Annotated in this window: 8 protein-coding genes (1 of these 8 running past the window's edge); 5 read left to right on the plus strand and 3 right to left on the minus strand. The window is 40.9% G+C overall.

Going from position 1 to position 23324, the window contains the following annotated elements; all coding sequences use genetic code 11:
- Together LHV68_00520 and LHV68_00525 are read right to left on the minus strand one after the other, a co-directional pair.
- Positions 1 to 10228 carry the 5' end (the start) of an alcohol dehydrogenase catalytic domain-containing protein gene (locus tag LHV68_00520; protein ID MCB4790350.1) on the minus strand. It extends 22604 nt beyond the left edge of the window, so 10228 of the gene's 32832 nt are visible here — the first part of the coding sequence; it begins with the start codon at positions 10226 to 10228; its stop codon lies beyond the left edge, outside the window.
- A 72-nt stretch (positions 10229 to 10300) separates the two neighbouring features.
- Positions 10301 to 10822: a hypothetical protein gene (locus tag LHV68_00525; GenBank protein MCB4790351.1), complete on the minus strand. Its 522-nt coding sequence runs from the start codon at positions 10820 to 10822 to the stop codon at positions 10301 to 10303.
- Positions 10823 to 11159: 337 nt separating this feature from the next.
- On the opposite strand from LHV68_00525, the gene LHV68_00530 reads away from it, so the two are divergent.
- Genes LHV68_00530 through LHV68_00545 form a run of 4 tightly spaced genes read left to right on the plus strand, consistent with a single transcriptional unit; the run spans position 11160 to position 19189 of the window.
- Positions 11160 to 12167, plus strand: a complete 1008-nt coding sequence (locus LHV68_00530; protein MCB4790352.1) for a potassium channel protein — start codon at positions 11160 to 11162, stop codon at positions 12165 to 12167.
- Positions 12167 to 13036: a cation diffusion facilitator family transporter gene (locus LHV68_00535; GenBank protein ID MCB4790353.1), complete on the plus strand. Its 870-nt coding sequence runs from the start codon at positions 12167 to 12169 to the stop codon at positions 13034 to 13036. Before LHV68_00530 ends, LHV68_00535 begins: the two co-directional genes overlap by 1 nt.
- Positions 13037 to 13092: 56 nt before the next feature.
- The gene (locus LHV68_00540) at positions 13093 to 18891 is read left to right on the plus strand and encodes a protein kinase (GenBank protein MCB4790354.1); all 5799 of its coding nucleotides are present in this window, start codon (positions 13093 to 13095) and stop codon (positions 18889 to 18891) included.
- Between the two features lie 43 nt (positions 18892 to 18934).
- Complete coding sequence (locus LHV68_00545) at positions 18935 to 19189, plus strand: Smr/MutS family protein (protein MCB4790355.1); 255 nt, start codon at positions 18935 to 18937, stop codon at positions 19187 to 19189.
- 63 nt (positions 19190 to 19252) lie between these two features.
- Here the strand turns inward: LHV68_00545 and LHV68_00550 are convergent, their stop codons facing one another.
- Positions 19253 to 21484 carry a PBP1A family penicillin-binding protein gene (locus tag LHV68_00550; protein ID MCB4790356.1) on the minus strand — a complete coding sequence of 744 codons (2232 nt, stop codon included), beginning with the start codon at positions 21482 to 21484 and terminating at the stop codon, positions 19253 to 19255.
- A gap of 115 nt (positions 21485 to 21599) precedes the next feature.
- On the opposite strand from LHV68_00550, the gene LHV68_00555 reads away from it, so the two are divergent.
- Positions 21600 to 23312, plus strand: coding sequence for a hypothetical protein (locus LHV68_00555; protein ID MCB4790357.1), 1713 nt, complete (start codon positions 21600 to 21602; stop codon positions 23310 to 23312).
- Positions 23313 to 23324: the final 12 nt, after the last annotated feature.

The raw sequence follows: 23324 nt of genomic DNA on the forward strand, positions 1-23324 counted from the left end.
TTTTTTCTATTTCGCCTACAAGTTCCTCCCAAGTAACTGGTGTCAATTCAATATTGCCTTGTTTATTGCGCACTTTCATGTATTTATACATAGGCTGAACAAAATTGACATTTACCCCAAAGTCCTTCAGTAATGACGCATAACCTGTGCCTCGGGTCTGCACAACAGGCCCAAGCCCGCCTCCTATAATATCTACTTCTGAAGATACTATGTTTACGGCTCTGCCTTTTAATTCACTAAGCATGTGTTGAACCAATTCATGCGGAACATTGTCTTTGTCTTTTAAATTCAAAGCCAGGAGCAGTGAAACTAATAAGGGAGAACTTGCCATGTTTTCTGCAGTTTCTTTTTTCAAGATTTCTATAATCAGGTCTTCGTTTTCTTTGCTCATAACAGATACAGCGTGCGTTACTGCGTCCTGGCCTTGTACGGGATTTAATTTGCTTACGCTTGCGCTGGCTTTATTGAGGAAATCTATTAATTTCTTTTCTGCAGTTTCTCTTTTCTTGCTCTTTTTTGGATGTTTTTTAATTTCGGCAAGATACTTGTCCTCAATAGTTGTCTTGAAATAGCTCCACTCCCTGTTTTCAAGCCTGCACTTAAAAAATAATGATTCTATAGTGCGGGACAGCCCCATCCCTGTTTTTTCTGCCACTTCTGCCTCTTTATAAACTATTTCCGCTAAAGCTTTGCGGTGCTTAGGCTTAAGCATATCTACTGACCTTAAAAGCGCACTATGCCATTTATAATAGTTGTTGTCTGCTTCTACATTGTCTACAAGCGCTAAAAACCCTAACAATTCGCCTGTTATGTCCGCTTTTTCCTTGTCTTCTGCAATATTGGCAAGGAATCCTTGCAGGGTCACTTTAAAAAACTCTGCATCGTTTTCTCTCAGCGCTTTTGCTACTTTAGCGTCATCTTTGTTTTTTAAAGAGGCTTTTAATGCTAATATTTTTTTAACTTCTGTTAAAACTTCTTGAGGTGACATTTCTTCAGTCTCAACAAGTATGTCTACCGTATTATGTAAATTACTTAATAAATATTTTGTAAGCTTAGCAGAGCCGAGCTCAAGGACAGCCATTTTGTGTTTCCTCGCGTAAGGGTTATATATTCCAAAATGGCCTATGGCATTTGCAATTAGTATGCAAAGGGCTGTTATAGGAACAAAATATGGGTTGTTTTTGAAGATCAGGCTTGCAATAAAACTTACTAAAAAACCGGCTGCAAAACCTGCTACCATAGAACCGGTTATCGTCCGCAGGCCCTTTATTCTCTGCTGAGTTTCTATTGGTTCTGTTTCGTATCTCGTTTTTAATTGCAGGAGGCTGATAGCTTCATGGACAAGGAACATGGCAGCAAATACAAGCGGGTTTGCATGGGAAACAATAAATAAAACAAAAAGAAGAGAAGTAACGCCGACATCCAATACCAGGGTGCTTACTTTAAACTGCTTTTGATGCGCCAATAGGAAAGTGTTTGGGGAGAGAGTGGAAAATACGGTTTCCATTACATATAAACCCAGCAGTTTAGCCCAGTCTATGATGATTACGGATAACGGGACATCCTTTTTACTAACCTTTCTGGCAGCTATGTCCCTATCAAGCTTAGCGTGAGCTTTTGCCGTAAGGCTAAGTTCAAGTGTTAAATAACTGGCATCAGGTGTATATTCAAGGTCAGGCCCGATATCTCCAGGAAGGGGTTGAACGTCATTCAAGAAATTATTTAAAGCGGCTTGGCCAAGACCGAGACGACTAAGACTTTCTCTGAAATCGGCAGCTGTTAACCTGCCAAACTCATGAATTCCAACACCTTGTTTGGTCTTACGTCGGGAAGCTTTCTGCGGCCTGTCCAGAGCACTTGGTTGTACGGTGTCAATGCATTCTAAAAATACGAATTCTACAGGGAAACCGTACAGCTCGGTTAATTCCTGTTGTTTGCCTTCAAGGAACGGGATAAGTTCTTCGTTCCGGCCGACATCAACTACGATTTTTGCACCGTAAAAATGTTGGTCCGGGCTCAAACCCATGCCGCGTTCTATAGCAATACGTTCTTTTTTGTACATATCAAGTTTGTACAATACCTTTCCCTTTAGGACTTCTTCTGGGGAAAGAGGCGTACGTGCGGCTTTGCATTCCACTATCCAGATATTACCGTCCTCGTCCTGGACAACCTGATCCAGCTCAGTTTTATAATGGCCGTCAGCGCCGGCTATCTCTATACCGCTTGAAAGCAGTTTGAATTTATTCTTATGGTGATAGTCGTTTGACCTCAGTTCAAGAAGAAGTCCTACATAGCGGCTGTAGATAAGCCCTTCTATTATGCCTAACAGCGGGCTTGCGGCAGCGGAAAGTGTTTTTATCATTTCTTTGATATCTTCTGTTATAACTTTAGGATCCGAAGGTTTTTTTACAATGTCATCCAGGATTACTATCGCATATTTGTCAGCGATTTTATTGCCAAGTTTTTCTTGTATTTGAGGAATACGCTCTCTTACTTTATCGGCTATTTCCGAAAATCCGCGGGTATCAATGACTATCTTGACACGGTCAACCTTCCCTCCAAGAGCAGATATATTTATGGGTTTTTCCATCTGTATTATGAAATTCTCTATGAAATCAGGTTTTATGGGTTTACCGTCTTTCATATTTGCTTCGCCAAGGCCCAGCCTGCGCAGTCCTTCGGCTATCTGGGATTCTCTTGTGCCTGGATGGAAGTAAACCTGGTGTGTATAGACGGCAGTCCGTTCTTTTTTACCCTTCTTGCCTATGGTTTCTATTACCGCATCGATCCACACCAGCGTGTTGGGCAGATGGATGTTTGCTTTAATTATCTTTCCGGTGTTGCCTATAAAAAATTGAACAGCTTTTATTTTTGCCCAAATCGCATCATAAACGTCACCCATAACGTCAAGGGTCATCTTGAGGTCTACTATTTTGCCGATGCGGCCTACAATTTCCATGATGAGAGGGTAATACTCCGCTGACCTGCCGAGGATCGGCACACCGTCTTCGTTCACATCGTAGTTCTGTGAGGGTATATTTGAATACTTATAAATAGTAGACGCGTTGGCAGCATTGGCTTCTGCTTCTTCAAGTACCCCGGTAGCAACTTCGGTTATTCGTGAGCTGGGGGCAAGGGCCTCGACTGTTTTTTGACCGAGCCCGGTTGTAAGAGGATAAAACGGGTTAAATATGTTATATACGGTATGGGCTATTACGTTAGCTTTTAATTCAGCTTGTTCTGTTGTTCTTCCTATCCTGCTTATTCTTCCTATTATTTTTGCGATTGATACAGAAATAAATGGAAGTGATTTGATGCTTTCAGCCCCGGGTACATTGTCAGCCACTTCATTGACTGCTATCTTAATAAAATCAAGGCCTTGTTGGCGCTGAGTCAATCCTTTATTTGTCAAATCAATGACCTTATTTCCAGTAATTCGGTATACAGCGGAAACCCTATTATTTTCATGGATTTCATAGATAACTAATATATCTCCAATAACCCTGTAGTCCTTATTTTTTTCCATTGGTACTATTGTGGCAATGCCTCTGCCGATGTTATTATAAATCCGCAGTTCATCGCGCACTGCATCAGGGGTACGAAATATACTCATGTTCCTGCCGTGGGCATTTATATAATATCCATCCCGGCCATCTTTCATTCTTTCTTCATATCCTTCAGGAATAAAATGGTCAATAATATATTTATCTCCATAGATCTTGCTTAAGACGGCTTCCTTGGCTATATCTTTTTCATATTCAGGGGCGATGCTAAGTATCAGATCAAGTCTTTCTAAGGGAGTAAGTTTGCGGCTTATTCTTTTTTGTTTTTTGTAGGCTGTTTCGGTATCCTTGTCTCTTCCAGGCAGGTCAGCCAGAGCCTTGTCAATAAGTTCTTTATCTTCGACACTGCATTCCGGGCCAGAAATATAATCCCTCAACTGTTTAAGAAAAGCGGATCTTTCGGTTTTGTCTTTTACGAAAACAAGTTTTTCAAGTTTCGCTGCGATCTGGCGCACGGGTGTATCATAGACTGTTGCATCTTTATTTATTACGCGTAAAAGTGTCTTTGCCTGGGCAAATTGCGGGTCCTTTGCCAATACAGCTTCTAATACTTTTATTATGGCGTCTTTATCCGGGTCATCTTGTGTGGTTAAGTCTCTCAAGACTTCTGAGTATTTTGACCAGGAAGCCGCTCTTTGTGAATCTTTTCCTTTTAAACCAGCGGCTTTATCAAATAATCCTTTTGCTGTATCATACATCTTAAGGTTAAGATAAATCTGTCCAAGTCTGAGAGCTATTCTTATATATTTATCTGTTTGTTTTTTAGAGTCTGTGGCAGCTAACTCTTTTTTCAACTCTTCTGCACCTGTTTCATAAACGATTTTCTTTATTTCACGCCTGCCGTTCGGATAAACCACATAAAAATGCATAGTTATCTCTGTCCCGTCTTCTGAAACCTTTACTTCTTTTAAACCCGGCAGATAGTCGTTAGCTCCGTCAAGCTTGGTGTTGCCCAAAATGGCCGCTGCAATGGTCATATTATAGATGCCGCCGGCAAGGTTTTTCTTGTTAAATATATTTGTGACTATATTTTCCTGATTAACCTCTAAAAGATTTTCTCTGCAGAGATCTGCTTCTTTATTGGATAACTTAGTTGCTTCTTCACTATCAGCCTGGACTATTGTTTTGGCTTCAGCCTCATCTTTTGCATCTTTGCATTTTTCTTGGGACACTATGTGGCCGATAAAGCTAATATCGTTATAGCCCATCCTTGTCAGAATCTGCGTTTCAGCTGTCCCTCCTGCGGCTATGTATAAGTCTAATTTATTTTCAGATATCATAGACACCGGCATCAGGGAACCGTCTGTGGTAAGCATTATAAACCCTTTCCCGTTTGATATCAAAAGTTTTCCGCCTTGTTTCTGGGTCAGGTTCTTAAGGTTAAAAAAAGCCACTATATCATTGAACTGTGCATAACCTTCATTGAAATTAAAATAAGCTTCAACACTATCCGTAATGCCTGAATCAGCAAATGCTTTTTCTATGTTTTGTCTTGATATTTTCAGGGTCTTAAGGGACGCATTGATCATATCATAATGCCTTTCCCTGAAAAGTGTCCCTACTTTTATCCTTGAAGCGTCTTTTTCGTACTTTAAGTCGGCTATTATCCCGACATTGGTCTCAATAAGACTGCTGCCTTCAGGCACATCAAAGGTTAAGGGGATTTCCTCACCTTTTATTTTTCCGGCAACCAGGCTTAGATTATAGACTTCATTAGGCGTATTTACCCTTTCGAACCTTTCATTCAAAAGCCAGTAAATTTCGTTAATTGAATGAGAGCCGATTGCAGAGCATCCGAGGTAGTTTTTCTGCGTAAGCCGGCTTGTGATTTCTATCGGGTCGTACGCAAAAGTCATGCCTATTTCTACGAAAATCCCAAGAGCCGCGAGCAGGCCGTGTTTTATCCCTTTAACTTCTACTCCGTTCTTGGTGCCTTCACCAGAAGTCATCTCCATTATTGCAGGCTGGAGGTCGAAATAAAGCACCAGGGCCCATTCCGCCATCTTGTAAGCAAATTTTCTTAAAATATTGTTGTTTGCTGCAAGCCTCCAGCCGGATACTGCAGCTCCTGCGTAGCCGTGGATAAGTTGGGCAAGGTGCTTATTTGCCATCTTTTCTGCAAGAGAGTTGGTTTTCTTATCTGAGGAATATGCCTGGCCTTCACCTAACACTGTGGTTTCAACGCTTTTTACTTTTCCAAGCACAGGGTCAAAACCTTTCGGCAGGCTGTCCTTTATCATTTCATCAGGGGTAAGTTCTACTGCTGGTTTTGGTTTAGCAGGGGGAGCCACTTCTCTGGGTTTAAGTATTATTGCTGGTTTTGGATTAAGAAGGCGAGCCACTTCTTTATTTTTTTTCAAGTGTTTCGGCAGGTTAGACAGTACATTGTTTATAAGTTCTTTATCTTCAACACTGCATTCCGGGCTTGAAAGATAATTAGTCAATTCCTCAATGGCACGGTTTCTGTCCTCGTCATTTTTTGCAAGAACAAGGTTTTCAAGCATCGCTGCAAGCCGGCGTACAGGTGTTTCATAAACTTTTGTATCTTTATCTATTACATCTAAAAGCGTCTTTGCCTGGGCAAATTTCGGGTCGCTTGCCAATACAGCTTCTAATACCGCTGTAATGGCGGTTGTATCCGGTTTTTCTTTTGTGGTTAAGTCCTTCAACACTCCTGCGTATTTTGACCAGGAAGCCGCTCTTACTGAATCTTTTCCTTTTAAATCAGCAGCTGTATTTAAGATATCTTGTGCCTTCTTATACATCTTAAGGTTAAGATAAAGCTCTCCGAGTTTAAGCGCTGTCTTTATATATTCATCTTTTTGTTTTATAAAATTCACAGCAGCTAACTTCTTTTCGAGCTCTTTTACCCCTGTTTTATAAACGATTTTCTTTATTTCACGCCTGCCGTTCGGATAAACCACATAAAAATGAACAGTTATCTCTGTCCCGTCTTCTGAAGCCTTTACTTCTTTTAAATCCGGCAGATAGTCGTTAGCTCCGTCAAGCTTGGGGTTGCCTAAAGGGGAAGCCACAATCGTCATATTATAGAGCCCGCCGGCAAGGTTTTTCTTGGTGAACCTATTTGTGACTCTGTTGTCCTTAACAGCTAAAAGATTTTCTCTGCAGAGGTTTGCCTCTTCATCGGTTAAGACACTTGCTTCAGGGCTGTCAGCCTGGACTATTTTTGCGGCTTGTGCAGCATCTTTTGCGTCTTTGCATTTTTCGTGGGACACTATGCGGCCGATAAAGCTTATATCGTTATAACCCATCTTTGTCGAAATCTGTGTTTCAGCTGTCCCTCCTGCGCCTATGTATAGGTCTAATTTATTCTCAGATATCATGGACACCGGCATCAGGGAACCGTCTGTGGTAAGCATTATAAACCCTTTCCCGTTTGATATCAAAAGCTTCCCGCCTTGTTTCTGGGTCAGGTTCTTAAGGTTAAAAAAAGCCACTATATCATTAAACTGTGCATAACCTTCGTTGAAATTAAAATAGGTGTCAACACTATCCGTAATGTCTGAATCAGCAAATGCTTTTTCTATGTTTTCTTTTGATATTTTCAGGGTCTTAAGGGATGCGTTTATCATGTCATAATGCCGTTCCCTGAAAAGTGTCCCTACTCTTACCTTGGAAGCGTCCTTTGCGTACTTTAAATCGGCTATTATCCCGACATTGGTTTCTATAAGGCTGCTGCCTTCAGGCACATCAAAGGTTAAGGGGATTTCCTTGCCATTTATTTTTCCTGCAGTTAAGCCTAAATTATAGACTTCGTCAGGCGTGTTTACCCTTTCGAACTTCTCATTCAAAAGTTCGTAAATCCCGTTAATTGAATGAGAGCCGATTGCAACGCACCCGAGGTAGTTTTTCTGAGCAAGCCGGTTTGTGACTTCTATCGGGTCGTACGCAAAAGTCATGCCTATCTTACCTACAATCCCAAGAGCCGCAAGCAGACCGTGCCTTATCGCTTTAACTTTTACTCCGTCCCTGGCTCCTTCACCAGAAGTCATCTCCATGATTATGGGCAGGAGGTCGAAATAAAATCCCAGGGTCCATTCGGCCATCTTGTCAGCGAATTTCTTTAAAATACCGTTGTTTGCCGCAAGCCTCCAGCCGGCTACTGCAGCTCCGGCGTAGCCGTGGATAAGCTGGGCAAGGTGCTCATTTGCCATCTTTTCTGCAAGGGCGTTTATTTTCTTATTTGATGAATATGCCTGGCCTTCACCTAACACTGTGGTTTCAACGCTTTCTACTTCTCCAAGCACAGGGTCAAAACCTTTCGGCAGGCTCTTTTTTATCATTTCATCAGTGGTCTTGCCGCGCAGTGAAAATAGACTACCGCCTAGAGCAGCCTTATCTTCCCGAACCGCTATGTTTGTATTCCAGTTATTATAAGCTGACAATACGGCTTTATAAAGCTGGAGGGTGTTTATTGTGCCTGAAGGCATTATCCTGACAGCTTCACTTAAAATATATGTAAGGGCCTCCTTTCTTTCTAAACTGCGCCTTGCGAAATCGGGGGTACCTTTGTTAAGGTCTTTAAACACTGGTTTATGCAGGAATTCGTCCCTGTATTTTTTGTCCTGCAAAGCCCTTACAATGGGAATGATCTCAAAGAACATAGCAAGCTGTCCGGAGCGCAATACTGCCCAGGCTATTGCCAGGGCCGATTTTTTAACCAGGGCATCATATTTTAAGGTATCATCTTTAGTTATGTAATCGGCAACTTCTATTTCAGATTTTACTTTTCTTGTTTGCTCATCAAAACCGAATGCAAGCCTTCTTTCATTTATTTTGAAAACCAATTTATCGTTTTCTAGATTTATAGTATAGTCTGTATGTAAAATTTGTTTCAGGGTGTTTTCTAATTTGGGGTCAGTCAGTTTTTTATATAATTCATCTAAAGTGGCTATATTTGATTTTTTTATCAGCAAATTCAGCTCAGCTTCTGCGGTTACATAATTTTTGATATTGTTGGGGTTTTGGGATAACATCCACAGGGCTAAGCCCTGTGTAAGTATCTTTGCCTGGAGCCTTGCGACCTTGTTATAAACAGCCTCAGAAAACTTTGTATCCTGGGTAACATTCGGTGTAATTGTCATATAGGATATATGCCTGTCGGAGAACATTTTCTTAAGGCCGGAAGTGTGGAAACCTCCCGTAACCAGGACAATGATCTCTTTTGCGTCTTTCAGGCTTTGAGCCGTGCTATTGATCTGGTCGCTGTAGGGGGAGGTAAAAACGACTAAAGGTTTGATGTTTTTTGATTCGCCGATACTGTTGTTTACAAAACTGTCGTTTCTTCTGATGTTGTCTTTGTAAAAACAATTGAAAAGTTCGGTATATTGTTCAAATGCTTTTAAGCCTTTTTGATCTACGTGTTTTACCCAAAGCTGGTTGAAGCGTTCTATGTTTTGCGTAAAATAATCATAATCTTCGGCTGATATTTTATTGTTGTAATAGTCCTGCATCTGTTTGAAAAAGCTTATCAGGAAAACAACTTCTTTTTCTGTTTCGCTTTTTGAAAGCCCGAGGTGAAGGTCTCTCACCAACAGGTCTTCTTCCCTTGTTAGTTCTATGGGGTTTATTCTCTGGCTTAGGATAATGTACTCAAAGAACTTTGCCAGATTCGGCATAGTTTCTGGCACCGTGATATTGTACTGCTGAGAAAGCCTCATTAAATATAGATAAAGCTCATTCAGCCTTGAAGAGTCGCTCATTTTCTCTGCAAGGAACTGGTAAGAAGAAAAGGGGAGTTTGTTCTTCAAGAGCGACAGGTACTCCATCATCTCTTTGCTTATTTTCTTGAAATTCAAAGATTCCTGCAGGTCCATCATTTTGAGGAAAGACGAAATATTTTTATAATCTTTGATGTCTATGCCAAGTTTCTTAGAATAAGCGTTGAGTTTACCGTAATATTTTTCTGCCGTTAGATCGCCGCTTTTATTCTTTTCGATGACCTTTTCAAGGGCTTTGTGTTTAGAGACGTAATAAGTGTTTTTAAGGGTATCGACATCGTTTTTCATGTCGGCAAGTATAGCCTGTATATTGGGCTGCTCGTTCAATATCTTATTCAAACGTACGATATTGCCCTTGAATACCTGCTCGTCTTCAATGCCTTTAAGCACATCAGGCCGTTCAGAGGTGATAGAGAAATACTCCGAACCGGTAAGTTTTCCCTGCCCCATAAGCGAAGCTACTATATCATTTTGGAGTTTCTTGTCTTTTATTGAGGTTATCCAGGATGTGTCAACAGGGCCGAAGGCACCTTCAACGTAGATATTTGACAGGTGGTATTTATCATCCAAAAGTGCTAGTATTTTAGATATGTTTTGCTGAACTTCCGGATGGCAGTGAAGGTCCTGAATGTTTATAACGACCTTGTCTGAGTCAAAGCATTTTGCATCCGTGATCCTTCCGGAGGTATACGGTATAAGCAGTTCGTCCTTGACAGAACTCAGCTTATTTGCCTCTTTGGATTTTTCAAATGCGGCATGAACAGCCTGTGAAAAGACAGAGGTATAAAGAAAGCAAACCAAGGTAAACATGGACATAGCTTTCTTAAATGTCAAAATCGAAACAAACCAGTTGTAAGCCCTTCCGATGTGCCTCTTGAAACGCCAGACAAAGCGGTCCTTAGAAAAGTTTGAAAATGTGAGCATAACTACCTCCCTGAAATTAATTAATTTACAATTAAAAAACCCGATTTACTTAAAAGTAAATCGGGTTTAGGTTCAGCATCTGGGCCTTAATATATTGTAATTATCTATAGAGCCTCGTGGTAAAAGGAAAAAAAAGCATATCAATAAAATACAATGGATGTACAGCCAAAATCCAAGCCCCTGAAAAAAGATAAACTCACGGACGATCCCGACAGTATTTGAAATGCTGTAAATGGGGTTGATGAATTTAGAGAAGGTCGTCTTAGTCATGAGGTTATTTTGAGCTGTGATCAAACTATAATCGCTGGCAGAGTTCTTCTTTTCTTTATGCTGGTTTTGCGGTTTGGAAGGGTCTGTTTTATGTGTCGGTAAACCCAGTTCGCTGGCAATTAATTTATTCAAAATATTCAAGGTTAAGGTGGAAATAGAAGAGTAGTAAAGTACGCTGGACTGGCACTTTATTGCTTGAGAAAGGGTATCCGTCATATCGCCGGTAAATATCCCTTTTGGTATGAATACATTAACGAAGAAACAGCAGATGAGGATGATTATTGTGAAATTTGCTCTATTTTTCATCTCTAGTTTATATGACATATAAAGATTATTAAATACTATATACTATGTTTTATCTTTTACATCTTAAATGCAAATAAACTATGAAAAACATGTGAAATTTATGCAAAAGATAAAGGTTAGTGTTTGTCCCATTTCAGCTCTATTTTGCTGAAATTAGCTAAAAACATCAGTCCCATAGGCAGGGCCTTCAAGTTTTAGCTTGGAAATGAACGCCAAAAAAACGTGATAAAATAACCGGTTCCGATATAAGAGATTTGGCAGTGTTAAAAGTCCTATCGATAATAAAGCTATTTTTAACATATTGTTCTTAGCACAGAGTTGATTAAGTTATTATATTTTAGTAAAATCATGTAAGATGTTCAAAAATATACCAAGAAAAATTATAGTTGCATTTATTTTGCTTTTAGCGGTTTTTGGAATCGGGACCCTGGGCTATGTTGTCATAGAAAAATGGGATTTCTTTGACTCCTTTTATATGACCGTCATAACTCTTACGACCGTTGGCTATGGCGAGGTAAGGCCTCTTACGACTGATGGCAGGATATTCACTATATTTCTTTTGCTAAGCGGTTTCGGGATATTAACCTACGGTGTAACAACCGGCATATCATTCATGCTTGAAGGCGAACTGGGCCATATAATAAGGAGGCATAAGATGGAGAAGCTTATTCAGAGCTTTAAGAATCACTATATAATTTGTGCTAATGGCGAAATAGGAGAATATGTAGCAGAAGAGTTCATAAAGACAAATCAGGCAGTGGTCGTAATAACAACCGACAAAATGCTTGAAGAAAAATTCCTAAAACACAATATCCCTATGGTTGTGGATAACCCTGCAGAAGATGAAACTCTTGAAAAAGCCGGAATTCGCAATGCTAAAGGTTTAATAGCGGTTCTGGGTGATGACAAATATAATTTATTTGTAGTTCTTTCAGCAAGGGGGCTTAATCCAGATATTAGAATAATTGCACAATCAATTGAAAAATCAAGCGTTATTAAGATAAATAAAGCAGGTGCGGATGACGTAATACTCACAGATGCAATCGGCGGAATGAGGATGGCTTCCGCGATGCTCAGACCTACGGTTGTTTCTTTTCTTGATACTATGCTCAGGGGCAATAACGAACACTTAAGGATAGAGGAAGCTGAAATTCTCGCACAATCTGAGGTTGTTAATAAAACGATCGCAGAAAGCAATATAAACAAGAAAACAGGGCTGATCGTAATTGCGGTCAAAGAAGGAACGAGCGGCAGCTACATATATAACCCCGGGCCGGGCCAAAAACTGAACAAGGGAGATGTACTGATCGTAATAGGAAATACAGGCCAGCTTGAAAAGCTTTATGCTATTGCGGGTAGATAATGAGCAAAGAAAACAAACTCTTGTTCCTTATTTTTTTTAATGTTCTTTTGATGGCCTTAGAATTTGCAGGAGGTTTGATCTCCGGAAGCCTTGCTCTTCTCAGCGATGCCTCGCATATGCTCATGGATTCTTTCGCCGTATTCTTAAGTTATCTGGCTTTTTACTGGAGCAAAAAACCTTCAACAGAAGAAAAAACTTTCGGATACCACAGGCTTGAAATCATTGCCGCATTTATAAACAGCCTGATCCTTTTTGCTATATCGGGTTATATCATGTATGAGGCTGTCTTGAGGTTTTTTCATCCTCAGCCGATAAAAGCCGGTATCCTTCTTGTAATTGCTATCCTAGGCCTGCTTGGGAATTTGACAGGTATATTCTTACTTAAGAAAGAGAAAGAGGAGAATTTGAATGTCCAGGGGGCCTATCTGCATTTGTTAAGCGATTCTCTTTCTTCAATAGGCGTGATCACAGGAGGGCTGATAATATTTTTTACCGGTTTAAACATATTCGATTCTATTATCGGCATAGGGATAGCTCTAATAGTTTTAAAGGGAGGTTTTGGGTTGTTCATGGAATCTGTGGATATACTGCTTGAGTCAGTCCCGAAGCACATAGACCTGGCTGGCCTGCAAAAAGAGGTTGAAGAAATCCACGGCATAAAAGAATTCCATGACATACATATCTGGACCATTACTTCGAACAGGACCGCTTTGAGCGGGCATATCCTTACTGATAACATAAATACCAGACAAAGCCAGGAAATAATAAATAAGGTCAAAAGCCTGTTATTCGAGAAATTCGGCATAAATCATACTACGATAGAAGTCGAGTGTGAAAATTGCAAAGATAACGACTGCGAATATAAGTAGATTGTTGAAAACCGCCAACAATCTCTGATTACATAGATTATAAAGAAAGAAAAACTATGAAAAAATATTTATTCATTTTATTGGTATTAGCATTTGCACAAACAGGTTGTAAGGAAAAAAACTACCTGATAAGGACTCTTCCAGGGTATTCAGTTTATTCTGTTTCCTATTCGCCTGACGGCAAATATATAGCCTCCGGCAATGAGGATGCGAGCGTAAATATCTGGGATATTGAATCCGGTTCCTTAGTAAGGACGCTTAAAGGACATACTATGGCTGTCCTTTCTGTTTCCTATTCGCCTGACGGTAAATACCTTGCCTCTGCAGGCCAGGACAGTACCATAAAGCTATGGGATGCACAAACCGGTACCGAAGTAAGGACGCTTGTCGGGCACAGCGAATCTATTAACACTGTTTCTTTTTTCCCTGACGGTAAATATCTCATCTCGGGAAGCGATGACACAACAATGATAATCTGGGCTGTTTCTACGGGCGGGAAAATAAGTACGGTCAAAGGGCGTAACAAAGATGATCATATTGCGTCTATCTCCTGTTCGCCTGACGGAAAATATATAGCATCAGGAAGCTGGGATAAAACAATAACAGTCCGTGACGCTCTTACTCATAAGGAAATAAAAAGGCTTACTGGGCACAACGGCAGTGTGGAAGTTGTCGCCTATGCCCCTGACAGCAAATACGTAGCCTCCGGGAGCGGGGATAAATCAATTAAGATTTGGGATGTTTCCACAGGTATGGAAATATGGACGCTTAAAGGGCATCGTGATGATGTCTGGTCTGTTGCCTATTCCCATGACGGCAAGTACCTGGCTTCCGGGAGCGGTGATAAAACAATACAGTTTTGGGATACTTCGACAGGGCAGAGGATAGGGATGATCGCAGCACATGAGAACACGGTCAGCTCGCTTTCCTTTTCTCAAGACGGCAATTACATAGCGTCAGGGAGTGCCGATAAAACCATAAAAATCTGGATGATGCCTTTCGGAGAGTATAGAGGGCAGAAAACAGAGGCGCTGAAAGCGCTAAAGGAAGCACCGTCTAAAAATATAAAAGAGCAAGCAGGACCGAAAGCAGTTGTGCCGCAGACAGCAGCTCCGCAAGCACCGGTAAAACCAATAAATATAAAACATCCCTTTGCGTACCGCATCGGAATTGCAATATGCCTTTTTATTTCTTTGTTGGTTTTGATCGGCTACTATGTAGTAAAAGGATCCAGACAGCATAAATTAGTCGAAAAAATAGAAGAAAACCTAGGAGATATGGACCTGGTTTCTAAACTGTTTGAAAAATACATTAAAGGCTCAGCTCACGATATTACAGTATTTAAGCCTGAGACGCTATGTAAAATCTATAAGCACAAGAACATGATGGACAAGGCAGTTGAACTGCCTTTGCCTTATAGGGAATCAATGTTCAATCACTTAATCAAAGATAAAGATTTTGCGCATGCTTATACTATATTTAAGAGCTGTCATATTAAGAACTTTGACCCGGCCGCTATCTTTGAGATGCACGAAAAATTAGGTAAGATGAAAAACTTGCTTATCTTTGTTCAATCCATACCGCACGACGAAAGGTCAGCATCAGACTGGAAATTGTTGATTTCCGCGTACGACAAGCTCAATAAACTTGGCACTCTTAATCCCTCAGACCTGCCGGAGGAGTACATTAAAAAAATAGTCCGGTTACTTGAGGAAAAGAAAGATTATTACGGCCTGATGGGTTTTATTCAATCCCTGCCGCGCAGCGAACGCTCATCTGCTGACTGGGAATTATTGATTTTATCATATGATATGCTTAATAAGCTGGGCGCTCTTAACCCTTCGGACCTGCCGGACGAGTACCGCAAAAAAGTCCTTCAGTTATTTGAGGAAAAGAAAGATTATTACGGCCTGATGGGTTTTATTCAGTCCCTGCCGCTCAATGAACGCTTGGCACCTGACTGGGAACTGTTGATTTCCGCATACGACAAGCTTAATAAGCTGGGCGCTCTTAATCCGTCTGACCTGCCGGACGAGTACCGCAAAAAAGTCCTTCAGTTATTTGAGGAAAAGAAAGATTATTACGGCCTGATAGGTTTTGTTCAATCCATACCTCGCAGTGAACGCTCAACATCTGATTGGGAAGTATTGATTTCCGCGTACGACAAGCTTGACAAACTGGGCGATCTTAATCAATTAGACCTGCCGGACGAGTACCGCAGGAAAGTCCTTCAATTACTCGAAAAAAGGAAAGAACAAACAGTCTTGATACCAAAAGAGCAAGCTGAAAAGCCGCAGTCTAGACGAGAAGCAGCGGTTCCTTCGGATAATAAGCCCGATAAGCCGGATGAATACCGTAAAAAAATTGTTCAAGCCTATGAGGAAAAGAAAGATTATAACGGGTTGCTGAGTTTTGTTCAATTAATACCGCGAAAGGAAAGGTCTGCAGACGACTGGGAACTATTGATTTCCCTGCACGACAAGCTTAATAAGCTGGGCTCTCTTAGCCCGTCCGATGTGCCGGATAATTACCGTAAGAAGGTGGTTCAATTATATGAGGAAAAGAAAGATTATGCCGGCCTGCTGAGTTTTGTTCAATTAATACCGCGGCAGGAAAGGTCGGCCGCAGACTGGGAACTCTTGATTTCTTCATACGAAATGCTTGATAAGCTGGGTGGACTTAAGCCATCAGACCTGCCGGATGTTTACCGCCAAAAAGTTATTCAGTTGTTTAATAAAAAGAAAGATTATGCCGGCCTGCTGAGTTTTGTTCAATTAATACCGCGGCAGGAAAGGTCGGCCGCAGACTGGGAACTCTTGATTTCTTCATACGAAATGCTTGATAAGCTGGGTGGACTTAAGCCATCAGACCTGCCGGATGTTTACCGCCAAAAAGTTATTCAGTTGTTTAATAAAAAGAAAGATTATGCCGGCCTGCTGAGTTTTGTTCAATTAATACCGCGGCAGGAAAGGTCGGCCGCAGACTGGGAACTCTTGATTTCTTCATACGAAATGCTTGATAAGCTGGGCGAACTTAACCCGTCCGATTTGCCGGATAATTGCAGAGAGAAAGTTATTGAATTATATGGAAAAAAGAAAGATTATGACGGGTTGATGAATTTTATTCAATCCATACCTCAAATTGAACGCTCAGCGTCTGACTGGGAAGTATTGATTTCTGCATACGACAAGCTCAATAAGCTGGCAGATCTTAACCCATCGGACTTGCCGGATATTTGCCTTAAAAATGTTATTCAATTATTCGAAGAAAAGAGAGACCATGCCGGTTTAATTAATTTTATTCAATCCATACCGCGCCATGAACGTTCAGCGTCTGACTGGGAGGTGTTGATTTCCGCATATGATAAGCTTGATAAGCTGGGCGCTCTTAAGCCGTCAGACCTGCCGGAGGAGTACCGTAAAAAAGTTATTCAATTATTTGAGAAAAAGAAAGACCCTGCAGGCCTGATGAGTTTTTTTCAATTAATACCGCAAAATGAACGCTCACTGGCTGCCTGGGAACTCTTGATTTCTTCATACTCTAAGCTTAACAGGCTGGGTGACCTTAATCCGTCGGACCTGCCGGAGGATTGCAGAGAGAAGGTCATTCAATTATTCGAGGAGAAGAAAGACGATGCCGGCCTGATGAATTTCATTCAATTGATCCCGCGCAATAAAAGGTCGGCAGCTGACTGGGAATTGTTGATTTCTGCCTACGATAAGCTTAATAAGCTGAGCGATCTTAATCCGTCCGATTTGCCTGCTGATTCACGTAGAAAAGTCATTTCATTATTTGCAGAAAAGAAAGACCATACAGGCCTCATGAATTTTTTTCAATTAATCCAGAGATATGAACGCTCAGCGGCTGACTGGGAATTATTGATCTCCGCGTACGATAAGCTTAATAAGCTGGGTGATCTTAATGCGTCCGATCTGCCGGATGCTTACCGTCAAAAGGTTATTCAATTATTTGAGAACAAGAAAGATTACGCAGGCCTTGTAAGTTTTATTCAATTAATACCGCATAATGAGAGGTCAGCAGCTGATTGGGAAGTTCTGATTTCCTCATACGATAAGCTTGATAAGCTGGTGGCAATTAATCCTTTGGACCTGCCTGATGACTTCCGTAGAAAAGTGATCTCCTTATTCCAGGAAAAAAAAGATTATGCCGGCCTGGTTATTTTTATTCAATTAATACCGCGAAATTTAAGGTCGCAAGCCGATTGGGAAGTGCTGATTTTATCCTATGATAAGCTTAATAAGCTGGGCACTCTTGATCCTTTGGGCCTGTCCGATGATTCCCGCAGAAAAGTTATTTTATTGTTTGAGGAAAAGAAAGACCATACCGGCCTGATAAATTTTATTCAATCGATACCGCAAGACAAGCGGTCTCCGTCCGACTGGGAATTATTGATCTCGGCCTACGATAAGCTTGGTAAATTAGGTGATATTGATCAGTCTGGCCTGCCGGACGAGTACCGTAAAAAAATTACTCAACTGCTTGAACAAAAGAAAGACCATGCCGGAGGAGCGGTATCCAGGCCGAGAGATGAAAACTCAGCGGCTGACTTGGAACAATTGATATCCTCATACGACAAACTTAATAAATTGGGCGATCTTAACCCAGCCGACCTGCCGGACGAGTACAGCAAAAAAGTTATCCGATTGCTTGAAGAAAAGAAGGATCAGGCCGGCTTGACCGCTTATTTATCGCGTATGCCTGAAGAAATGTGGACAATCGAAACATATCAGTCCTGGTTTGAATCGTGTCTTAAAAACGGGGTGCCGGATAGCGCAGTAAAACCGCTTTCGTCTATTCAAAACCGTTCAGATGCTGAATCCATATACGAGTTTTATTACCAGAAGGCATTGCAATTTGAAAGGGAAGGCTTCAAAGATAATGCAATTTTAATATACAGCAAATTCGTGCATGAGCATATATTTTTCAAAGATATACCGGAGAGGTATGTCAAACTGAGCGAAGCTCCGGCAGCTATCCAACCTGAGCAGAGTAAAAGCACTCCGGATGAAAAGGCAGTTGCGCCTCTAAACCAAGAAAAGGCCTTTAATCCTAACTATAGGACATTGCGTGAAATAGGCCGGGGCAGCATGGGAGTGGTTTATGATGCGATAGACAAGAAGAGAAAAAAACAGGTGGCGATCAAGAAAATGAAGGAAGAACTAGCGGCCAATCCGCTGGAGAAGAAAAGATTTATGGAAGAAACAAGCAGGGTAATGGAACTGCACCACGCTAACATAGTAGATATATACGACATGTATGAGGAGGGCAGTGACATATATCTGGTATTTGAATATGTCAGCGGGGATACCGTAGACGGCCTGTTGAACAAACATGAGCAACTCAAACTGAAAGAAACATTGGATATTATCTTGCCCGTATGTTCGGCGCTTGAATTTGCACACGGCCAAAAAATAATCCACGGGGATATCAAGCCGTCAAATATCATGGTAACAAAAGGAAAATTGGTAAAGGTGACGGATTTTGGCATAGCCCTGCAGGCGAAAGAAATACTGACCCGGGTGACAGGCAAAGACGCCTACGGCACGCATGCCTACATGCCGCCGGAACAGGTGCCAGGTGTGTCCAGTGTGCAGTCAGATATATACAGCTTAGGCATAACGATGTATGAGATGCTGTCCGGTGATGTTCCGTTCAAAGGCACCGATCTCATGGTTCAGAAACGCACAATGCTATATCGCCCGTTAAGGGAAGTAGACCCCAAGATCCCAAGGAATATCGATGAAATCATAAACAATTGCCTTCAAGTCAATAAAGAAAAACGGTATCATCTTATCAGCGAATTAGTCACAGATATAAGAAAAAATATATTTTAGTATAGGAATTTGAAAATCCTAAAGTTCCCGAAGGGAATAACTTATGTCTAAATTGAAGCTTGACCTTCACCCGATATACAATAACGGCGACAGACTAGAATCGGAACTTAACGGAATCCTGCATGAAGCCATAGACAAGAAAATCCGCACAGTTGAGATAATCCCGGGAAAGGGCAGCGGGGAATTAAAGAAAAAGGTTTTACATTTTTTGAATCAAAAAGATATAAGACAGCTTTATCATAGGTATGCTATCGATAATAAAAATTTCGGCAGGATCTTTGTACACTTTAAATTTTGATTTTGAATAAAACGCCAGGAATAAGTCGTCAGGCAACAGGCATAACTCTTTCTATCCGCTCCTCTAATCGGTCGGCTCTTCTTCTTTCTCCTGGACAGTTTGTGCAGGCTGCAAGGATGTTCCGGTTTCTGAAGGTAGGGCTGAGGCATTACTTTCAACTTTACCGCTTTGAGAGTTTAAGACCGGCACTTCTTCCTGCTCCTCTTCAAGTTCTTTCCTGTTGTAAAGCGATTCCATTTCTTTTTGATAATAATAATCCTTTGGTTCAGTGCCTTTAAGGTATGCCTCAAGGTATGCCCCGGGTGTTTTAGTTAACGCAAGAAGCCCTGTTTTTGGTTCTACTAGCGAGAAAACGATCCCGCTGTCAGGCGTCTTAAAATCAAGCACGGGCTTGTCTTTCAGCGCACCGTATATGAATTCTGCCCAGATAGGGGCTGCGACCTTGCCGCCGCTGTTTTTTTCTCCCAGGGTTATACTTTTATCATCATAACCTACCCATACTCCTGCCACTAATTGAGGCGTAAATCCCAGAAACCAGGCATCAGAAAAATCATTTGTTGTGCCTGTTTTTCCGGCCGCCGGCCGCCTTATCCATTTTGCCGCCTGTCCCGTACCGTTCTGTATGACGCCTTCCATCAAATGCGTCATAATAAAACATGTTTGCACGGAAAGAGCTTCTCTTTCCTGCGGTATGTTTTCTTCAAGGACTTTGCCCTGGTTATCTTCTACGCGCACTATGGCATACGGCTCCGTGAGAACTCCGTTGTTCGCAAAAACGCTTATGGCCCTGGTTATTTCCAAAAGCGTTACTTCGCTTGAACCTAACGCGAGTGAAAGAGTGTTCGTCAGCGGGCTTGTGATCCCAAGCCGCCTTGCATAGCCTATGGCCCTGTTTGGGCCTATCGTATCAAGTATTTGTATAGAACACATGTTCATAGACCTTTCAAGAGCACGGCGTAAAGTGACTTTTCCGTTATATTTGTATTTATAGTTCGCAGGTGACCAGACTTTCATAGGGTCTTTAACCTGTTCTTCTGGCAGGGTTGCAAGATAATCCGTAGTGCGTGAAACCAGCCTCCAGTTCCTGCCGTCGTTTACATAAACTAAAGGAGAGTCATCTATGATCGAAGTAGGGGTAAAACCGTTTTCCAAGGCTGCGGTGTAAATAATGGGTTTAAATACAGACCCGGGCTGTCTTTTTGCCTGAAGGGCTCTGTTAAATTGAGATTCCCTGAAATTACGGCCGCCTACAAGGGCCCTGATCCCGCCTGTTTTTGGGTCTATTGCAAGAAGAGCACATTGGACCTTTACTGGAGTGGATTTTTTTAAGATAAATTGTTCGAGCCTTTCCTGGTCAAACTGTGCTAAATATTTTGAGGTTGCTTCTTCAGCCGCAAGCTGAGCTTTTATGTCAAGGGTCGTATAAATGGACAAACCGCCGCTGTAAAGCAGTTTCCCGTACTTGGGTTCCAGGAGCACCCTGATATATTCCACGAAATAGGGCGCTATAGCCGGTGAATTAGGTATCCTGTTGTTTATCAACGGGTATTCGTTCGCGGCTTTTTCCTGTTCTTCGGTAATTTGTTTTAGGTCTTTCATTCTTTTTAGCACGACAGACCTTCTCTGCAAAGCCCTTTCATAGTTTTTAAAAGGTGAATAATAATTCGGAGCCCTTACAAGCCCGGATAGAAGGGCGCATTCCGCAAGGTTTAAATCTGATATTTCCTTGTTAAAGTAAACTTTTGCGGCTGCTTTTGCGCCGTAGCCTCCGGAGCCGAAATATATCTGATTTAAATATAACTGTAATATTTCTGATTTGGTAAAGTGATACTCTAACTGCAGGGTCAAGATCAATTCTTTAAGTTTACGGGAAAACGTCCTTTCCGGGGTGAGGAAAACTATCTTTGCAAGCTGCTGAGTGATAGTTGAGCCGCCCTGGGCGACCTTTCGTTTTATTATGTTATTTACTGCGGCACGCAAAATGCCTTTTAAAGAAATACCCCAGTGGTGAAAAAACTTATCGTCTTCTATGGACAGCAGTGCATTCTGGAGGTCTATAGGTATGTCTTTGAGCGGTATAAGCGCTCTTCTTTCCGTAAAAAGCTCAGTTACCGGCTGGCCGTTGATGTCATAGATTTTCGTAACGAGGTCAGGCGTATAATCTTCAAGGGAATAAATGGACGGGAGGTCCTTTATAATATACCTTATATAGGCAGTTGAGCTAAAAATAAAAGCCAGAGAGATTACTATAAAAGCTATTTTTTTTGGGCTCAGTTTATTGATAAAGTTTTTCATAATTATATGGATTTTCATTATATACTAAAAATAAGGCAATGTCAAAACAAGGCCAGTTCTAGGCAATTTATGCCTTTTGTTTGATAATTGTAGTTAATTATTATAAAATAAAAAAATGAACAGGTTCCTTAAGCTCAACAAACCTTCTAGTTTGGTAATCATGGTTTTTTCTTTGATTGTTTTATTTTATATGGCAAATTACTTGTATTTGTCGAAATACTTTAAAGGGATTATCTTGAATATCTATGCTCCGAACCTTAATGCGGTAATAGAATACTTTTATGGGAATATAAATTTAGCAGAGTTTTTAACTCCCAAAACTGATGGTTCTTATTCGCCGATGTATTTTTTTAACCTGCTAGGGCCGTTATATATCTTCGGAAAAAATTGGGTTTTAATGGTGCTAACCGTAAATACTTTTTATCTGTTAATGCTGTTGACGTTCACGTATCTTTTAGGAAAAGAAATCATGGATGAAAAGGCAGGGCTGATCGCCGCGGCCCTTGTATCATTATATCAAGCTACCTGGCTGGCTTACAGGTCGCTTTCCCTGGAATTTCCCTTAATTGGCATTACGGCTATGTCTGTCTACATCTTATATAAATCCAAATATTTTGAAAGTTTAAAGTTAAGCCTCCTGTTTGCTCTATCTTGCGCCTGGGGTATGTGGGTAAAAGATGTTTTCGGGGCGTTCATAATCGGGCCTATTTTTTACGGCTTTTACAAGGCGCTTGTTGCTGTAAGGAATAAAAGAGATGTTCAGCCGCTGCTCAATTTCCTTGTATTCGCAACTACTTTTTATATTGCCATTCACCCGTATTATTTTTCGGGGTTCTTGAAACTCAATAGCGATACTTTAGCCAGGCCGTTCAGCAAAACCAGTGCGTTCAGCCGGTATAGTTCTGAAAATATAAAATCTTTTATATATAGTTTCTGGGAAGTGCAGTTGGGTTTTCCTTTTTTTATTGTGTTCCTGGCAGGCATTTATTATTTTATCAAATTTACCCCTGCCAGAATGCACCTAGGGCTGGGACAGACCGGGCCGCAGCGTGGTTTTTTAACCGGATTTAGCGAAGCTATGGATATGAAAATAACGCTGTTTCTATGGGTAATAATCCCGAATTTAATAATATTATTAATATCTCATTGGAAAAATGCGAGGTATTTAATACCGCAGGTGTCTGCAGTGGCGGTAGTAAGCGCATATTTGATCAGGCGTATAATAGATAAAAAGCTTGGATTATTTATTTTTATCATTCTTGTCAGCTTCGGTATTTTCAGGTATTACTGGATAACTTACAATGACTATAATTTGTCTTTGGATAGCATAGTATCTAATGTGTCAGAAGCTAAAGCTATTTGTGAAACAGAAGACAATATAAGATTGTGCTTTACAGAAGAAATAGAAAAGATGAGGCTGAGCGGCATAAATAAAAATCGTTTTACCGTTAATATTGTAAATAAAAACGATTATTTTATTGACCTGAAAACGTTTTTGTGGTTCAATAACATCGATATCGCTTTGCTTGACCTGGACCTGAATGTTTTTTCCAGGAGTCATCCTGTGGAGGAATTGGCTAAAAATATTTTTGAATTTTTAGATAATTCTTATTTCTTGATAATTGATCCCGCTGACAAACCAAACCTGAATGACCTTGAAAGTATAAGGAATTTATATTTGTACGATCCTAAATCTTATAATACGTTTAACTGGATGGAATATAAATCCGTTGTTGAAAAGAAGCTGACTAAATTCAGACTAAGAAAAATACCATCAAAAATAACGCAGGGGCAGGCTATATATCTATATATAAAATGCTATAATTAATAACACTGCACT

Origin of the sequence: Candidatus Liberimonas magnetica, from assembly GCA_020523885.1 — a bacterium.
In the GTDB taxonomy this organism is placed as follows: Bacteria; Elusimicrobiota; Endomicrobiia; order Endomicrobiales; family JAFGIL01; genus Liberimonas; species Liberimonas magnetica.